General features: G+C 52.0%; 21 protein-coding genes. 12 read left to right on the top strand and 9 right to left on the bottom strand.

Translation table 11 applies throughout. From position 1 onward, the window contains the following. Positions 1-206 precede the first annotated feature (206 nt). A complete protein-coding gene (locus H6B51_RS13400) occupies positions 207-1,073 on the bottom strand; it encodes a LysR family transcriptional regulator (protein WP_204884161.1) in 867 nt (288 codons plus the stop codon). A 145-nt stretch (positions 1,074-1,218) separates the two neighbouring features. On the opposite strand from H6B51_RS13400, the gene H6B51_RS13395 reads away from it, so the two are divergent. Both H6B51_RS13395 and H6B51_RS13390 read left to right on the top strand, forming a co-directional pair. Beyond that, positions 1,219-1,695: a flavodoxin gene (locus H6B51_RS13395; RefSeq protein WP_204884160.1), complete on the top strand. Its 477-nt coding sequence runs from the start codon at positions 1,219-1,221 to the stop codon at positions 1,693-1,695. Between the two features lie 11 nt (positions 1,696-1,706). Next, complete coding sequence (locus H6B51_RS13390; RefSeq protein WP_040646651.1) at positions 1,707-2,744, top strand: aldo/keto reductase; 1,038 nt, start codon at positions 1,707-1,709, stop codon at positions 2,742-2,744. 92 nt (positions 2,745-2,836) lie between these two features. Here H6B51_RS13390 and H6B51_RS13385 read toward each other — a convergent pair whose 3' ends face one another. The 5 genes from H6B51_RS13385 to H6B51_RS13365 are packed head-to-tail and all read right to left on the bottom strand — an operon-like array spanning position 2,837 to position 6,389. Beyond that, a complete protein-coding gene (locus tag H6B51_RS13385; RefSeq protein ID WP_204884159.1) occupies positions 2,837-3,841 on the bottom strand; it encodes a helix-turn-helix domain-containing protein in 1,005 nt (334 codons plus the stop codon). 10 nt (positions 3,842-3,851) lie between these two features. Continuing rightward, complete coding sequence (locus H6B51_RS13380; RefSeq protein ID WP_040646649.1) at positions 3,852-4,223, bottom strand: ArsR/SmtB family transcription factor; 372 nt, start codon at positions 4,221-4,223, stop codon at positions 3,852-3,854. A 53-nt stretch (positions 4,224-4,276) separates the two neighbouring features. Next, a complete protein-coding gene (locus tag H6B51_RS13375) occupies positions 4,277-4,627 on the bottom strand; it encodes a CGGC domain-containing protein (protein WP_040646647.1) in 351 nt (116 codons plus the stop codon). A gap of 26 nt (positions 4,628-4,653) precedes the next feature. Next, on the bottom strand, positions 4,654-5,490 hold the full coding sequence (locus H6B51_RS13370; protein WP_243421308.1) for an SIR2 family NAD-dependent protein deacylase: 837 nt from the start codon (positions 5,488-5,490) through the stop codon (positions 4,654-4,656). Next, a complete protein-coding gene (locus H6B51_RS13365; protein WP_006572287.1) occupies positions 5,478-6,389 on the bottom strand; it encodes an SIR2 family NAD-dependent protein deacylase in 912 nt (303 codons plus the stop codon). Before H6B51_RS13365 ends, H6B51_RS13370 begins: the two co-directional genes overlap by 13 nt. Before the next feature lie 108 nt (positions 6,390-6,497). Between H6B51_RS13365 and H6B51_RS13360 the strand changes: the two genes are divergently transcribed. From H6B51_RS13360 to H6B51_RS13350, 3 genes are read left to right on the top strand one after another with little or no spacing between them, the layout of a single operon-like run. Next, positions 6,498-6,956 (top strand): Rrf2 family transcriptional regulator, encoded by a 459-nt coding sequence (locus H6B51_RS13360; RefSeq protein WP_006572286.1) that lies wholly within the window; start codon positions 6,498-6,500, stop codon positions 6,954-6,956. Between the two features lie 4 nt (positions 6,957-6,960). Then, on the top strand, positions 6,961-7,836 hold the full coding sequence (locus H6B51_RS13355) for a patatin family protein (RefSeq protein WP_204884158.1): 876 nt from the start codon (positions 6,961-6,963) through the stop codon (positions 7,834-7,836). A gap of 43 nt (positions 7,837-7,879) precedes the next feature. Then, positions 7,880-8,473, top strand: coding sequence for a sugar O-acetyltransferase (locus tag H6B51_RS13350; protein WP_204884163.1), 594 nt, complete (start codon positions 7,880-7,882; stop codon positions 8,471-8,473). Positions 8,474-8,555: 82 nt separating this feature from the next. On the opposite strand, the gene H6B51_RS13345 is transcribed toward H6B51_RS13350, so the two are convergent. After that, positions 8,556-8,921, bottom strand: coding sequence for a winged helix-turn-helix transcriptional regulator (locus tag H6B51_RS13345; RefSeq protein WP_006572282.1), 366 nt, complete (start codon positions 8,919-8,921; stop codon positions 8,556-8,558). Between the two features lie 150 nt (positions 8,922-9,071). On the opposite strand from H6B51_RS13345, the gene H6B51_RS13340 reads away from it, so the two are divergent. From H6B51_RS13340 to H6B51_RS13330, 3 genes are read left to right on the top strand one after another with little or no spacing between them, the layout of a single operon-like run. Continuing rightward, positions 9,072-9,575, top strand: coding sequence for a flavin reductase family protein (locus H6B51_RS13340; protein ID WP_006572281.1), 504 nt, complete (start codon positions 9,072-9,074; stop codon positions 9,573-9,575). Positions 9,576-9,601: 26 nt separating this feature from the next. Then, on the top strand, positions 9,602-10,291 hold the full coding sequence (locus H6B51_RS13335; protein ID WP_204884157.1) for a radical SAM mobile pair protein A: 690 nt from the start codon (positions 9,602-9,604) through the stop codon (positions 10,289-10,291). Next, a complete protein-coding gene (locus tag H6B51_RS13330; protein WP_204884156.1) occupies positions 10,279-11,193 on the top strand; it encodes a radical SAM mobile pair protein B in 915 nt (304 codons plus the stop codon). The genes H6B51_RS13335 and H6B51_RS13330 overlap by 13 nt, the downstream gene beginning before the upstream one ends. Positions 11,194-11,279: 86 nt before the next feature. Here the strand turns inward: H6B51_RS13330 and H6B51_RS13325 are convergent, their stop codons facing one another. Together H6B51_RS13325 and H6B51_RS13320 are read right to left on the bottom strand one after the other, a co-directional pair. Then, positions 11,280-11,828, bottom strand: a complete 549-nt coding sequence (locus tag H6B51_RS13325; protein ID WP_006572278.1) for a flavodoxin family protein — start codon at positions 11,826-11,828, stop codon at positions 11,280-11,282. A gap of 14 nt (positions 11,829-11,842) precedes the next feature. Then, positions 11,843-12,388 carry a flavodoxin family protein gene (locus tag H6B51_RS13320; protein ID WP_006572277.1) on the bottom strand — a complete coding sequence of 182 codons (546 nt, stop codon included), beginning with the start codon at positions 12,386-12,388 and terminating at the stop codon, positions 11,843-11,845. A 143-nt stretch (positions 12,389-12,531) separates the two neighbouring features. Here H6B51_RS13320 and H6B51_RS13315 point away from each other — a divergent pair, with 143 nt between their 5' ends. From H6B51_RS13315 to H6B51_RS13300, 4 genes are all read left to right on the top strand, one after another. Continuing rightward, positions 12,532-12,879, top strand: coding sequence for a winged helix-turn-helix transcriptional regulator (locus H6B51_RS13315; RefSeq protein ID WP_006572276.1), 348 nt, complete (start codon positions 12,532-12,534; stop codon positions 12,877-12,879). Between the two features lie 226 nt (positions 12,880-13,105). Continuing rightward, the gene (locus H6B51_RS13310) at positions 13,106-13,324 is read left to right on the top strand and encodes a cation transporter (RefSeq protein ID WP_087257609.1); all 219 of its coding nucleotides are present in this window, start codon (positions 13,106-13,108) and stop codon (positions 13,322-13,324) included. Positions 13,325-13,351: 27 nt separating this feature from the next. Further along, the gene (locus H6B51_RS13305) at positions 13,352-15,352 is read left to right on the top strand and encodes a heavy metal translocating P-type ATPase (RefSeq protein ID WP_335342161.1); all 2,001 of its coding nucleotides are present in this window, start codon (positions 13,352-13,354) and stop codon (positions 15,350-15,352) included. Positions 15,353-15,550: 198 nt separating this feature from the next. After that, positions 15,551-15,691, top strand: a complete 141-nt coding sequence (locus H6B51_RS13300) for a hypothetical protein (RefSeq protein WP_204884165.1) — start codon at positions 15,551-15,553, stop codon at positions 15,689-15,691. Positions 15,692-15,786 lie beyond the last annotated feature (95 nt).

The following is a 15,786-nucleotide window of genomic DNA, read 5'->3' as shown; positions in this document are numbered from 1 at the left end:
CAGCTTCTTCTCTTTTGCCTTTTGCCCTGAAAACTTCGATGTTGGCAGGGCCGGTTTCGTGCACCCTTTTTCATCTGTCCTGAACCGTTACCTGCTTTCACACTAAAACCTCCAAAATGAAAATGCAGGCGTCCTTCCTCGGACACCTGCATTGTAAATCAGACTTTTTGCTATGTCTAATGCTTATTTTCTTTTTCCAAAAATGCCTATTGCACATTTTTGATATGCTGATGGAAGGCCTCCACCACCGGTGTCAGTACCAGATCCTTCTTCCAGACCAGGACGGTTCCTGTGTCCATCGTGGGAGAAAGCGGTATGAATCGGAGATCATCAAAAGAAAAATTCAAATCAAAACTCAGCGCGGTTCCCACACCATAGCGTACCATGTTGGCTGCGTTGAGGATCAGATTAAAGCTGGCGGCAATCTGCAGCCGCTCCCATCGGTCACCAAACCAGTTGGCTAACTCCCTCTGGACACGCTCACGGCCGCTGATAATCAACGGAACCTGTTCCAGATCATCGGGTGTGACGGAATCCAGTCCGGCGAGCGGAGAGTCCAGGCGCACCAATACCCCCCAACGATCACGTTCTTTCATTCGGCAGAACGCATATCGCCCTACATCCACTGGTTCTGTCAGAAGGCCCATATCCAAAAGGCCCGTGTCCAACCGTTCCTTCACATCGTCGGCGGTGGCGCTGAAAATTCGGAAGGTGACCTTGGGATAGCGTTCCCGGAAAGAAACCGTGGCGCGGGAGAGGAAGGACATGCTTCGGGTCTCTCCTGCACCAATGGCGATTTCTCCCATCAGCTCTGTTTCACGCATGGTAAACTCCCTGGTCGTCTTTTCTGCCAGATCCACCAACTCCTGCGCACGGCGGCGCAGCAGCATTCCGTCTTCCGTCAGTTCAATGTGATAACGGCTGCGGCGAAAAAGCTGTACCCCCAACTCCTCCTCCAGCTGCATCAACTGCCGTGAGAGGGTGGGCTGGGTCAGGTGAAGCAGAGCTGCTGCCTTAGTAATGTTTTCCTCCCTGGCCACCGCCAGGAAATATTTCAAAACACGAAGTTCCATGGTTCCGCCTCCTTGAGCCCATCGTATCATATCCACCCCCATCCGGCAATATAAAAATGCTTTACGAGAATATTTCTAAATAGGAAATGAGCATTTTACATTTTTAGACGCTGGATTTACAATGAGGCCAAAGGAGGTTTCATCTATGAATGCATTAGTTGCTTATTTTTCCGCCAGCGGTACCACTGCAAAGGCGGCAAAGGCCCTGGCAAAGGCCTCAGGGGCGGATCTCTATGAAATCAAGCCCGCTGTTCCCTATACCAGCACCGACCTCAACTGGATGGATAAGCGCTCTCGCAGCAGTGTGGAGATGAACGACAAGCACTCCCGTCCGGCCCTGGCCGATACGGATGCCCCCGTAGCTGGGTATGATGTAATTTTCCTAGGTTTCCCCATCTGGTGGTACACAGCTCCCACCATCATTAACACCTTCCTGGAGAGTTACGACTTTTCCGGCAAGACGATCGTTCTCTTTGCCACCTCCGGCGGCAGCGGACTGGGTAAGTCGGCGGCAGGGCTCCGGGCCAGTGCCCCCGGTGCCAGGATCGTGGATGGACGATTACTCAACGGACGGCTGAACGCGGACGAACTGAAAACATGGGTGTCCGGGTTGAAACTCTGAGGTGAATCGATATGAGATATACAAAACTGGGCAAATCTGATTTGAATGTCTCCCGTATCTGCATGGGGTGCATGGGCTTCGGAGACGCCCAAAACGGTCAGCACTCCTGGACCATTGACGAGGCGCATTCCCGGGAGATCATCAAGCGAGGACTGGAGCTTGGGGTTAATTTTTTTGACACCGCCATTGGCTACCAGAGTGGCACCAGCGAGCAGTATGTGGGCCGGGCCCTGCGGGACTTTGCCAAGCGGGACGAGGTGGTGGTAGCTACTAAGTTCCTGCCCCGCACCAATGAGGAAATTGAGGCCGGCATCAGCGGCCAGGAGCACATTCGGCGGATGCTGGACAAGAGCCTTCAGAACCTGGGGATGGACCATGTAGATCTCTATATCTATCACATGTGGGATCACCAGACGCCCCTTTATGACATCATGGAGGGACTGAACAACGCTGTAAAGGCGGGCAAGGCTCGGTATATCGGCATTTCCAACTGCTTTGCCTGGCAGCTCGCCAAGGCCAACGCCTTGGCGGAGAAAGAGGGCTTTACCAAATTTGTCTCCGTTCAGGGGCACTACAACTTGATCTTCCGGGAAGAGGAACGGGAGATGGCACCCTACTGCCGGGAGGAGAACATTGCCATGACCCCTTACAGCGCTCTGGCCGGCGGGCGGCTTTCCAAGCGCTCCGGTGAGACCTCCAAGCGGCTTCAGGAGGACAGCTACGCCCAACTCAAATACGGCGCGGCTCACGATCAGGACGCTCCCATTTTGACCCGGGTAGCGGAGCTGGCGGACCGCCGGGGCGTTTCCATGACAGAAATCTCCCTGGCCTGGCTGCTGACCCGTGTTACCGCTCCGGTGGTTGGAGCTACAAAACTCCATCACATCGAAGGGGCCGCCAAGGCGGTGGATCTCGCCCTGACGGTGGAGGAGTGTGCCTATCTGGAGGAGCTTTACACCCCCCATCCGCTGGTGGGTGTCATGGCCCAGAACACGATTGCTGCAGCGAAAAAGGACCATGTCTGGTCTACCGGCAATCAGATTATCTGAACAATCAACGAGATTACAAAAAACCGCTTGAAGGGCACTCCTTGCAAAAGGGGTGCCCTTCAAGCGGTTGTGGCTAAAATCTTTTGCCTGTTTTAATCGTTCCAATTGGAATCCTGGGTACGACGATACTCGGTTGGGAGTATCTGTGTCACATCTTTGAATGCTTTTGAAAATTTCCCTTGGGTTTCGTAGCCCACCCGATCTGCGATTTCGGAGATCGGAATCCTGGTTTCTCTCAGCAGTTTCATGGCCTGTGCCATGCGGTATTCTTTCATGTAAGTGGCAATGGGCAGGCCATATACGGTCTTAAAGACTTCCTTCAGCGTGGAGGTGTTGATGAGGTATTGCTTGGAGAGTGCCTCAATGGTAAACCGCTGATCCAAATGTTCTGTCAGCTGACGGTGGATTTCCTTGATCAGTTCCGTCTGTTGAGAACCGTATTGCGTCAGTGCATGCTTTTCGGGCTCCACATCCGAGAGATAGAGCAGCAACTCCTGGATTTTGAGCTGTAAGTAAGCCCTGCGCCGGAAAGAGGGGGCTGAATACAGGGGCGCAAAGATCCCTTCCAGTTCCGGGCAGGCCGGGATAGCTACCGGTTTTTCACCGCAAAAGGTGCTTTGTATGGTTGGAAGATCCAAGCCGGACTCTTTTAGAATTTCCGGGCAATTTGCGTCCAGGACCGGCAAATCGATGGAAAGAGAAATGCCCTCCGCATAGCCCAACGGAAACATCATGGCCGAGTCCGCACAGCAAGCGGAGCTGTGAGCGGTGAGATCTCCGGCACCCAAATAGACCGCTGTGCCACCCCGCATATTCCAGCCTACACGGCCGTTACGGCAGTAGAACAGCTCCAGAACAGAGGAGGAAGCAGCGTGGTGTACGGTGATTTCCGCAGCTGACAGCAGGTTGTAGGAAGCGTCGACGCCGGGGAATACATGGTAGGCTTCTATTTTCCCTTTTCCAACTGTTTTTGCAGAAAATTGCCCGGTTAGAAGGACATACTCCTGACCGGATGGAGAATTGCGAACGATTGTCAGGCCTCCGGCCGGAACATCCTGTAATTGCTGTGTGACATATGTGGGTTCCTGTTGTTTCATGCGAACTTCCTCACAAATTTTGCTTTGATGGGCAGGCAATTACCACTAAGTCTTCAATCATGTGATGGAGCAGCTGAGCCTGCTGTGTGTTTGCCGCGGTATAATATACTTCTTTTCCCGCCCTGCGGTTGACAATCAAACCGGCGGCTCTCAGTAGTTTGAGGTGATGGGATACCGCCGGACTGCTCATCCCTACCATGGCGGAGAGATTGACCACACATTCCTCGCAGTGGCACAGCAGCCAGAAAATACGCAGGCGACTGCCGTCCCCCAGTTGCTTAAAAATATCTGACAGCGTCTGAAAATTCTCCACGCTGGGCATATTCTGCAGTTCTTGCTCCATGGGCTGTCCATGGTCGTGAGGCAAAGAAGTGGTTTGCATCGGATCACCCTCCTGTTTGATTTATCATACCACAGGTAGGTGCGGGTGCAAACTTATTCCTGTTTCGGTCCTGCGTCGTGGGTATAGTCCAGGATTTGAACCTTGTCGCCAACGGCATTCTGTACCAGATCCTTCATCCGCTTGGCAAAGGGGCAGGGATAGCCGATGGGCGTGCCCTTTTGGATACAGGAGGCAAACGCAATGGTGTCCGCCCCCTGGCTAACCAGAGAGTTCGCCCGCAGCACTACTTTCTTTCCGGGACAGCCTCCGCAGTTGATAAAACCCACCAGCTCAATATCCTCCACACCTGCAAAAGCGCCTTTCCGCTCACGGATGGTTTGAAAATCCCCACTTCCGGGGCAATAGTCCTCTGTCTGCGTACAACGAATAATTCCCAATTTCATATTTAGTGTCTCCTTTCCTGATATGTTCATCGTTGATCCGCCTCCCGAAGGGCGGATAAAATCTCGCCCAGCGAGCCGTCCAGACCAAATGACTTGCGTTTGATACTGTCTGCAATGTAGACCTCGCCCAGATTGATGGTAACATAGGTGGCGTTGGGCTCCTGATCCACCAAACGCATCAGAGGCGCTTTGATGAGTTGATTGCGCCATCCGATCCCCAACTCCAACACGACCAGCTTTTTTTCGTGATATTGGTTCAGAAAACTCTGGAATCTCTGCGTGGCGCCGTGGTCCGGAACCATATTCGGCCCTGCTGCCATATGAACCTCCATGGGGCCGCCGCATCGGGGACACCGGGGCACCAAATCAGAGGGGATTCTGCCATCCTGTTCCGCAGCTGCCATCTGCTCTGCCAACTCCAAAATGGGATAGAGGGTATCATGGCAGGGGCGGGCGCATTGCATGGCCAGCCAGGTCCCCTCGATTTCATAAATCTTCTCCGGTGCAAATCCGCTGCGTTCAAAGTGACATTCTCCGTTGGAGGTAAGGACGAAATAGTCCCTGTTGCCCACAATGGCTTTCAAGCCCTGCATGACCTGTGTGGGTTGATACTGTCCGCAGTAGTGGTGGATGAGCCTGCTCCAGAAGGCCCATTTTACTTCTTCTGAAGGCCAGCGGGTTCCCATCCCATGCAGCAGGCACCGAAGGCCGTACTTGTCCTTAAAGTCGCCGAACAAATTCTCAAATGCCTGGTTATCTGCAAAGAGGTGCAGTCCTTCAGTCATGGACAGGCCATTGCTGGCTCCAATCAAGATGGCATCCGCTTTTTGGATTTTCTCTGCGACTGGTCTTAGATCATACATGATGAGTCTTCCTTTCCGGACATATGTGCTGCCGCATCCTGCAAGACAGCGGCAATATCCTCTTTGATGGCCCAACCCTTTTGAGATAACGCTTGGGGCAGGAGCGCGTCTTTTGGGTTGATGGTGATGTAATATGCCTGCGGGAGAGAATAGGTCAGATTCCAAAAGGGTTCCTGAATAAACATGGGGGTCATGCGCCCCACCCCCAACTCCAGGAAGAGGATTTTTTTATTCTGATTAGCAGTCAGGAACTCATTGATCTTTCTGTATTCTTCCTTGTACTTCTTACCCTCCAAAAAGGTATAGCCTCGCACCCAAGGTTCCATTTCCGCACCGCATTTGGGACACCGAGGGATCAATTCTGCCGGGATACAGAGATTTTCATCAATTGCATCGTTCATTTCATAAACCATCTCTTTGTTCCAGTAGATCTCGTCGTGGCAGCGGCGGCTGCACTGATAATAACGGGAGTCCCCTTGGATGGCGCTCAGCTTATCTTCTGATACCACGCGGGTAAACTGAAAGTCTTGGTTTGTAGTCATAATGTGGTAATTCCTATCCTGAAGCAGCTTCATCAGGTCATAATAGGGCTGACCTGTGGGACATTCATACTCCATGTAACCCATTCGGGCAAGGAAGGCCCAGTGGGCCTCCGGGGACGGATAACGGTAGTAAAATCCATTGAAGGCACCGGTAAATCCATATTTTCGGTGGAAGTCTCCCAAGTATTGCTCAAATATCGCATCGTTTTGATAGAAGAAGTTGAAGCCGCAGGAAGCTGACATACCCGCCGCAGCGCCCACCAAAATTGCATCGGCCCCACTAATTTTGTCTACCAAGACCTGCACATTTTGGCGGTGGACGGCGGAATCAATGAATATTTTGTGGTTCAGTAGCATAGTTGACATGATTCCTCCAACCTGTTATTATAATAATTACATGTTGCAAGCATAGCATGTTATTTTATAAATTACAAGCAGGCAATTAAAAATTTTTGAGGTGAGCCCATGAAATACTCTACCAAGTTGAGTGACGCACTTCATATATTGGCCTTTCTCAGTATGGGAGCCGGTCAGCGGATCACAAGTGCTAAGATCGCAGAAAGTGTAAAAACGAACCCGGCCTATATCCGGCAGCTAATGGCCAAGCTGAAGAGTGCCGGCATGATTACCAGCTCACAGGGACAGGCCAATGCTGAATTGACCAGGCGCCCGGATGAGATCACGGTGTTGGATGTCTACCGGGCAATTGAGGGCAATAAGCCCCTACTTCACTGGGATATTGATACCAATCCGGAATGTGGCGTGGGGATCTATGTGCAGCTGAGCATTGCGGACTTTTACCAGGAGATCCAGAAGGCTGCCGAACAAAAAATGCAGACCATCACCCTGCAAGACATCATAGACCGGTACGGTAAAAAGCTGGACGAGCTGGAGCAGAAGGCAGAGCGGGACTTTACCCCATGAGGAGATGTTGACAACGAACACGCAGAAAAAGATCGGATTGGTGGTGGAAGGCGGCGGGATGAAGTGCGCCTATAACGCTGGGATTCTGGATGCCTTTCTGGACGAAGGGATTACGTTTGATTATTGCATTGGCGTATCCGGTGGATCTGGCAATCTGGCTTCCTATCTGGCGGGGCAAAGAGGCCGGAATCTTCGTTTTTTTACGGAGCATATTCATTCGCAGAATTACTTCGGTTTGAGAAGCCTGCTGAAAACCGGAGATCTGTTTGGATTGAAGTACATCTATGGTGAATTGACCCGCAAAGAAGGAGAAGATCCTCTGGATTTTCCCGCTCTGATGAACAACCCGGCGGAGTACGAGATTGTGGTCACAAACGCGCTGACAGGATTGCCGGAGTACTATGGGCGGGAGATGATGGCGCAGGACGATTACCGCCTGATCATGGCCTCCAGTGCCATCCCGGTTGCTTGCCATCCGGTGGAACTCAACGGAGTGCCCTACTTTGACGGAGGCCTTACCGATGCCATCCCGGTTCGCCGCGCCCTGGAGCAGGGGTGTGATAAGCTGGTGGTCATTCTCTCCAAGAACCGGGACTATGTACGAAAGCCTCAGGGTATGCGCAGGCTGTATCGGCGGGCCTGCCGCAGTTACCCCAACATTGTGGATGCTATTGATCGTCGCCATGTAGTGTACAACGAAAATTGGAAGGATGTGTTTTCCCTGGAACGGGATGGGACTGCCTTTGTCTTTGCTGCCAGTGAGCCCATCCGCGTGGGGACTTACTCCATGAAAGAGGATGCGGAACGAAACCTATATGATTTGGGGTTGCGGGATTTTGCCGCATGGAAAAACGATTTGTTGGAATTTCTGAGTATTTGACCATAAATGAGCATTAGCAGAGGAAAGGTATGTGAAACAAACGATGGAACCAATGGAACTTTTGACAAGCAGCACTCCGTACAGCGTCTATAACTTTCATCTTCCTCAAAGTCTGAAGAAAAATGCCGAGCAGCTGTGCTGGGAGTATAATCAGCTGCCGCCCGGGCAGGAGGAGCGGCGCAGAGAGATTTTGAAAAAGCTGTTTGGTACATGTGATCCGAAAACCTTTGTCATGCCTGGGTTTCGTTGCGATTATGGGTTCAATATCCATACTCACGGACTGGCGTTTATCAATTATAACTGTGTGATTCTGGATACTTCCCCGGTGCATATCGGGGCCAACGCCTTTATTGCCCCCGGCGTATGTATCAGTTGTGTGGGCCACGCCATGGATGCCCAACAGCGGGCAGAGACGATTACCACATCGGCCCCTATTACCTTGGAGGAGGATGTGTGGATTGGTGCCAATGCTGTGATATGCGGAGAAGTCACCATCGGGAAGGGTTCCATCATTGGGGCTGGAAGCGTGGTGACCCGGGACATCCCCGCGGGCGTTGTTGCCGCAGGAACGCCCTGCCGTCCCTTAAGACCGGTTACAGAGGCAGACAAGCTCGACTTGCGTACCGTTTCCTTTTAAAAAACGCCGGAATGATTTGACCGATTGTCAAACCATTCCGGCGTCTCTTGTTGTTTTGGAGAACTCTTGGAAAGCCACTTGCTCAAGGGATATATTTCATGCCCCACTGGGAGATGGCGTAGAAAATGGGCAGCAAATCCGTTCCCTTTTCTGTCAGGGAATACTCTACTCGGGGCGGGATCTCATTATACTGCTCCCGGTGTACCAGACCATCCCCCTCCAGCTCTTTCAATGCGTTGGTGAGCATGGTGTTTGTGATAGGTTTGAGCATCTTTTTCAGTTCCCCAAACCGCATGGGAGACTGGATACAGAGCTCGTAGATGATCTGGAGCTTCCATTTCCCCTGGAGCATCTGAACCACCGGGGTCACCGGGCAGTTTCCGTTTTCGGTCAGGATAACACTGCCCACTCGGGCTTGAAATTCCTCATAGGTCATGGATTGATTCATAACGCAGCACTCTCTCCATCGGTATGGTTTTTCGTACCAAGTACAAATAATCTGCGTACTTGCACCGTTATTTCTTCTAAGTATAATAATTATATCGACATCAAAATGGGATGTCAATGACAGAACGAATTGAGAGTGAGGTATTGATTTATGAAAGAACTGAACATCATGGAGGCCACTGTCCTGACCTCCCCTAATCCCCTGACCCTGATTTGTTCCCAGAATGAAGACGGCACCACGAACCTGGCCCCCATCTGCTTTGTGTCCTACCTGTCCTTCAACCCGCCCATGGTCGGCTTTGCCGCTGGCAAGCAGTCCCATACCGGCAAGCGGGTGCGGGAAACCGGCAAGGTGATCGTGACAGTTCCGGGGGAGAGTCTGACTCAGGCCGTGGTGGCCTGCGGCAGTTCCACCGGTGCCACCAGCCACAAGGTGGAGGAAAACCACATTGAGATGACCTCCGTAGAGGGCAGCGACATTCAGATTCCTGCGGATACCCGCCTTGCCATGGTAGCTACTTTACAGCAGACTGTAGAGGTGGGCGACCATATCATGCATATCTGCCAGGTGGACAAGTTCCTGGGTGACGAGAGCAAACAGGGTCTCTATGCCTGGAATGGCTTTGGAAAAGTCGCCCCGGCAGTGGAAGGCTAAGGCAGAAATGACTGGGGGAGATTCCAATGGCGGTGTGCATCAAATCCCAGATTCAGAACATGAATCTGGTCATTGGCTGTACCATCGGCTGCAGCTACTGTTATGCCAGAAATAATGTACGACGGTTCCATATGATTGATGATTTTGAGAAGCCGGAGTACTTCCCCGGAAAATTGCGGCTTATGGAGAAAACTCGCCCCCAGATTTTTCTGCTTACTGGAATGAGTGACTTTTCCGGCTGGAGAGCAGAGTGGCGGGATGAGGTATTTGCCAAAATGGAGCGCAATCCCCAGCACCAGTATCTGTTCCTGACCAAGCGGCCGGAGAAAATCGATTTCTCTACCCATCTGGATAACGCCTGGTTCGGCGTGACCGTTACCTCTTGTAAGGAAAAGAACCGGATCCCGGCACTGCGGGAGCATATCCGCGGCGGACATTATCACGCCACCTTTGAGCCCATGTTTGACGACATCGGGCCAGTGGATTTCACAGGGATCGAGTGGGTGGTCATCGGAACTGAAACTGGACGCCGAAAAGGAAAATCTGTATCCAAGCCGGAGTGGGTGTGGAACCTGACCGACCAAGCCCATACCCTGGGTATCCCGGTCTTTATGAAGGAAGACCTGCTTCCCATTATGGGAGAGGAACAGATGATGCAGGAATTACCCACCGCATTTCATAAGGTACTGGAGGAACAAGCCAAATGGCAGAAATGATGGAAAACGATATCCTGATCCGGGATGTGGAGACAAAAAACATCATGACCAAATCCAATCTGCCCGTAGGAGGCTACTCCGTAAACCCCTATGTGGGCTGCACTCACGGCTGTAAGTACTGCTACGCCTCCTTTATGAAGCGCTTTACCGGGCACACCGAGCCCTGGGGGACCTTTCTGGATGTAAAGCACTGGCGGGAGATCAAAAATTCTCAAAAATACCGGGGACAGCGGGTGGTCATCGGCTCGGTGACCGACGGCTATCTCCCCCAAGAGGAGCAGTTTCAAAACACTCGCAAGCTGTTAGAGCAGCTGAAAGGCAGCGGGGCGGAGATCCTCATCTGTACCAAGTCCGACCTGGTGGTGCGGGATATTGACTTGCTCCGGGAGATGGGAAAGGTGACCGTCTCCTGGTCCATCAATACACTGGATGAGGATTTTCGTAGGGATATGGACAAGGCAGTGAGCATTGAGCGACGGCTTTGTGCCATGAAGCAGGTCTACGACGCGGGTATCCGTACGATCTGCTTTATCGCGCCGGTATTTCCCGGTATCACGGATTTTAAGGCCATTTTCCATCGAGTGAAGAATCAGTGCGACCTGGTCTGGCTGGAGAACCTGAACCTGCGGGGCGGATTCAAGCAGGAGATTTTAGACTACATCCATGAAAAGTATCCACACTTGATCAACTTGTATCAGGCCATCTATCAAAAGGGTGATCGGAGCTATTTCCGTGACCTTGAGCAGCAAGCAGAGCAGCTGGCGATCGAAAGTGGCTGTCCCTTTGTGGATAACGAACTGCCCTATAGCCTGGCGGAGCCGGGCCACCCGGTGATTGTGGACTATTTCTACCACGAGGAGGTCAGGGGGTCGGAGAATACGGGGAAACGAAAAAGAACCTGATGTCGCAGGCAAAAGGAAGGCCGGAGCAACACCGCTCCGGCCTTCCTTTTGATATTTTGTTTGGCCGTTTCGTGAGAGCAGGAATCTCAAATGGATTGTCCCAGTGCATAAGCCTGCTGAAGCTCAGGTTTTCCGTCAATATCCCCCACATCTGCGTTTCCGCCGGCCAAAACATGACCAAGTTCTGTCCATCGAAGATGCTTCATTAGGTGGCTGTAGTATGCCTGTACATCTTCAAAATCGTGGCCTTCCGCAGCCATCAGTAGCACGCCAAAGCGGTCATGTCCCCGGAGCAGATTTCCATCGTTCTCCTCCAGCGCAAAAAGACGGTCCATGGCTGTTCGAAGCTGGCCGCTCAGGTTCCAGTAATACAGCGGCGATGCCAATACGACCACATCGCTCTCCCGCACCGCCGGATAGATCTGATCCATGTCGTCTCTCTGGATACAGGGACATTCTTTTGTACTGTGTCCACTGAAGCAGCCCTTACAGCCGTGGATATTCATATCGCTCAAAAAGAATTCCCGGACGATATGCCCGGCCTTTTCCGCACCCTCTGTAAAGGCGCGTACCAGGGCTGAAGTGTTTCCTTTTCGCCGGGGACTGCCATTGAGAATTACGATCTGCTTGCCCATTCCTTTTCTTCCTTTCAAATCTTATCCACCAGCTCTGCGGCCTGCCGGCAGCCGTCCGTCTTGTTGATGTCGCCTGCGTTCAAGACGCCGGGAATCAGCACTTCGCCCACCATCTTCCACTTGTTGAGGGCAGCTGTTCGCTCCATGGGGATGCGCACACCGTCCAGTACAGACAGATCCTCCTCCTCGCAGCAGGCGATGAGGGCGCACTCTTTCCCGGCAATGTCCTTGCCACCCACCACCAGGGAATAGATCCGGTCGATAACGCCTTTGATCTGGGCGGGAATGGAGTACCAATAGACGGGCATGGTAAAGACAATGGCATCAGCCTTCAGGATAGCCGGTGCGATGATATTGAAGTCATCGTCAAAGGAGCAGGCCTTCCCAGTTTTGAAACAGGTCTCGCAGGCATGGCAGCCGCCGATCTTCATCATGGCTGCGTCAAAGCGGGTGACGGTGTGTCCCTTTGCCTCCGCTGCCTGGATGAAACTATCCGTCATGGCAAAGCTGTTGCCATTTTTTCGGGGACTACCTGTAATGACTACGATGTTCTTACTCATAAAATTTCCTCCTTGTCCTTGAGAAATTGACTTTCTCACCTGCTGATAGTACAATCATAGCAAGAATGGGAAAAAGAACAAGTACGCACATCAAAGTGCGATACTTGCGTAGAGGTTTAATACTTACGAAAAGGAAAGTGTTTATGAGCGAGTTAAAGGAATATAAAACCTGCATTTCATCTGCCAATCTGGCCGATACCGGGTTCAGCTATACTTTATCTCTGATCAGCGGCAAATATAAAATGACTATTCTCTATACCCTCATGTGTTTTGGGGTGGTTCGCTTCAACGAGATGAAAAAGTATATTGGGGGGATCTCCTACAAGACGCTGAGTTCCACACTGAAGGAACTGGAGGCAGATCAGCTGGTCCACCGGGAGGAGTATCCGCAGATTCCCCCGAAGGTGGAGTATAGTCTCACTGAGCGTGGAAAGTCTCTGATTCCCATTCTGGACCAGATGTGCGACTGGGGAGAGCGAAACAGACTGTAACCATAGATTGAAGAAAAGGACTGGAGTTGTCATGGATGACTCCAGTCCTTTTATATGTTAAGAAAACACTCACTATTTGCCCAAACAGAAGAACCGTTTGCCCAAACGGAAGGATATCGTCCTGAAACATTGACGGCGGGAGGTTCACCGGCTATGATGACACTACAATTAAATGCTTGCTTAATCGTAATAGCGAAAGCAAGGAATTCAGAGAGGAGTTTTCAAGATGAAAAAGACTTACAAGATCGAAGTGGACTGCGCCAACTGTGCCAACCTGATGGAGGAGGCTGCCCGCAAGACTCCTGGCGTTCAGATTGCCACCGTAAACTTTATGACTCAGAAGATGATCGTGGAGTTTGAAGAGGGTCATGAGCCTGCCGGCGTCATGCAGGACGTGGTCAAGGCCTGCAAAAAGGTAGAGCCTGACTGCGAGATCTTTCTGTGAGGAGACCGGTAGAAAGGAGTATAGACGATGCAGGAACTGATCGTGAATATCCTGCTGGCTGCAGTAGCCCTTCTGGCGGCGGTGCTGCAGCTCATTGGCCAGAAGTCCAGCAGCGGTATGACAAAAAAACAAAAGGTCATGCTCTGGCGCATTCTGGCAGCAACGGTCTTGCTGTTGGGCCTCCAGTCTTTGGGGACATCTGTCTTTGATTCGCTGGGCAGTTCAGGCCGTTGGCTGCGGCTGGCTCTCTATTTAGTGGACTACCTGGTCATTGGCTATGATATCCTGCGGAAGGCCTATAAGGGCATCCGTAATGGTCAGGTGTTTGATGAAAACTTTCTGATGGCAGTGGCCACACTGGGGGCCTTGGCCCTGGCGGTCTATGAAAACGGGGACTATCTGGAATCCATCGCGGTGATGCTGTTTTATCAGGTGGGTGAGTGGTTCCAAAGCTACGCTGTGGGAAAGAGCCGCCGGAACATCAGCGACCTCATGGACATCCGGCCCGATTACGCCAATGTAGAGCGGGACGGCAAACTGGAACAGGTGGATCCGGATGAGGTGGACATCGGCTCCATCATCGTGGTGCAGCCTGGGGAGAAGGTACCCATCGACGGCACGGTGGTGGAAGGAGCCTCTACTTTGAATACCGCCGCCCTGACCGGAGAATCTCTGCCCCGGGAGGTGCAGACGGGAGATGCCATCATCAGTGGATGCATCAACATGACCGGGCTGTTAAAGATCCAGACGACCAAGGCGTTTGGGGAGTCCACCGTGTCTAAAATCCTAGATTTGGTGGAAAATGCCTCTTCCCGTAAGTCCAAGTCGGAGGACTTTATCTCCCGCTTCGCTCGGATCTATACCCCTGCTGTGTGCTATGCCGCCCTGGCGCTGGCCATTCTCCCGCCGTTGGTGCTCATGCTGGGATTGGGACAATCTCCCGCCTGGGAGACCTGGATCTACCGGGCGCTCACGTTTCTGGTAGCCAGCTGTCCCTGCGCCCTGGTCATCAGTATTCCCCTGAGCTTCTTTGCCGGCATCGGCGGAGCCAGCAAGGCCGGTGTATTGGTAAAGGGCTCCAACTATCTGGAATCTCTGTCACAAACTCGCATTGTGGTGTTTGATAAAACCGGCACTCTGACCCAAGGGGTCTTTGAGGTCAACGGAATTCACCACAATGAAATTGAAAACGCCAAACTGGTGGAATATGCTGCGCTGGCGGAGTCAGCCTCCAGCCATCCCATCAGCAAGAGCCTGCAGCGTGCCTATGGCAAGGAAATCGACCGCAGCAGGGTATCCCAAATCCAGGAAATCAGCGGCAACGGAGTCACCGCCGTGGTGGACGACCACACCGTGGCGGCCGGCAATGATAAGCTGATGGATCGTCTGGGTATTCCTTACATCAGTTGCCACAGCGTGGGAACCATCATCCACATGGCGATTGACGGACAATATGCCGGGCACATTGTCATCTCCGACTTGATAAAGCCCACCTCCAGGCAGGCTATCCAGGCATTGAAGTCCGCTGGTGTATACAAAACGGTGATGCTCACCGGGGATGCCAAGCAAGTGGCCGATCAGGTAGCGGAGGAGCTGGGGGTGGATCAGGTGTACAGCCAGTTGCTCCCAGCTGACAAAGTGGAAAAGGTAGAGGAGCTACTTGCCAGAAAGCGAGGCAAGGAAAAGCTGGCCTTTGTGGGGGACGGTATCAACGACGCCCCCGTGCTGGGCCGCGCCGATATCGGTATTGCCATGGGTGCCATGGGTTCTGACGCCGCTATCGAGGCTGCAGATGTGGTTCTGATGGATGACGATCCCATGCAGATTGCCAAGGCGATCAAAATTTCACGCAAGTGCTTGGGCATAGTGTATCAGAACATCGTGGTGGCCATCGGGATCAAGCTGCTCTGCCTGGTGTTGGTCGCTTTGGGATTTGCAAATATGTGGCTGGCGGTTTTTGCTGATGTAGGTGTCATGATTCTGGCGGTTCTCAATGCGATCCGGGCTCTTTTTGTAAAAAACCTATAAGTACAATACACGCAATTCCGGGCATGTAACTTCTGGTTATGGCAAGGGGCTGACGGTTTTGAAAACAAGAGAGTATTAAGCCTGATTATATCAATCGGAACCTTTGGAAGACTAAGACAACTAAATTATTGAAAAATATAATAGTGGATATTTCCTCGAACCTGTGCTATTGTGTCTTGCTATAAGGAGGCGAGGCACATGAATGACACGCTGAAACTACTGTATGACAGATTTTACACTCCGTTGCCTATGGAGGAAACCGAGCAGGAAATTGATGACTGTCACCGGCAGCTCATCGAGCGATTGGAAAAACCAGAAAGGAAGTTAGGTCCTGTTTGAAAAATCAGAATTAATGTGCTACATCACCAAAATAGCCACAGATGCAAGATACACAAAAGCTAAGAACGAGGCATCTAGCTTATCATATCTGGTGG

The organism is Pseudoflavonifractor phocaeensis, from assembly GCF_016901955.1.
GTDB lineage: Bacteria > Bacillota > Clostridia > Oscillospirales > Oscillospiraceae > Flavonifractor > Flavonifractor phocaeensis_A.
The sequence above is the reverse complement of the archived record's forward strand: the minus strand, read 5'-3'. Positions and strand labels throughout refer to the sequence as shown.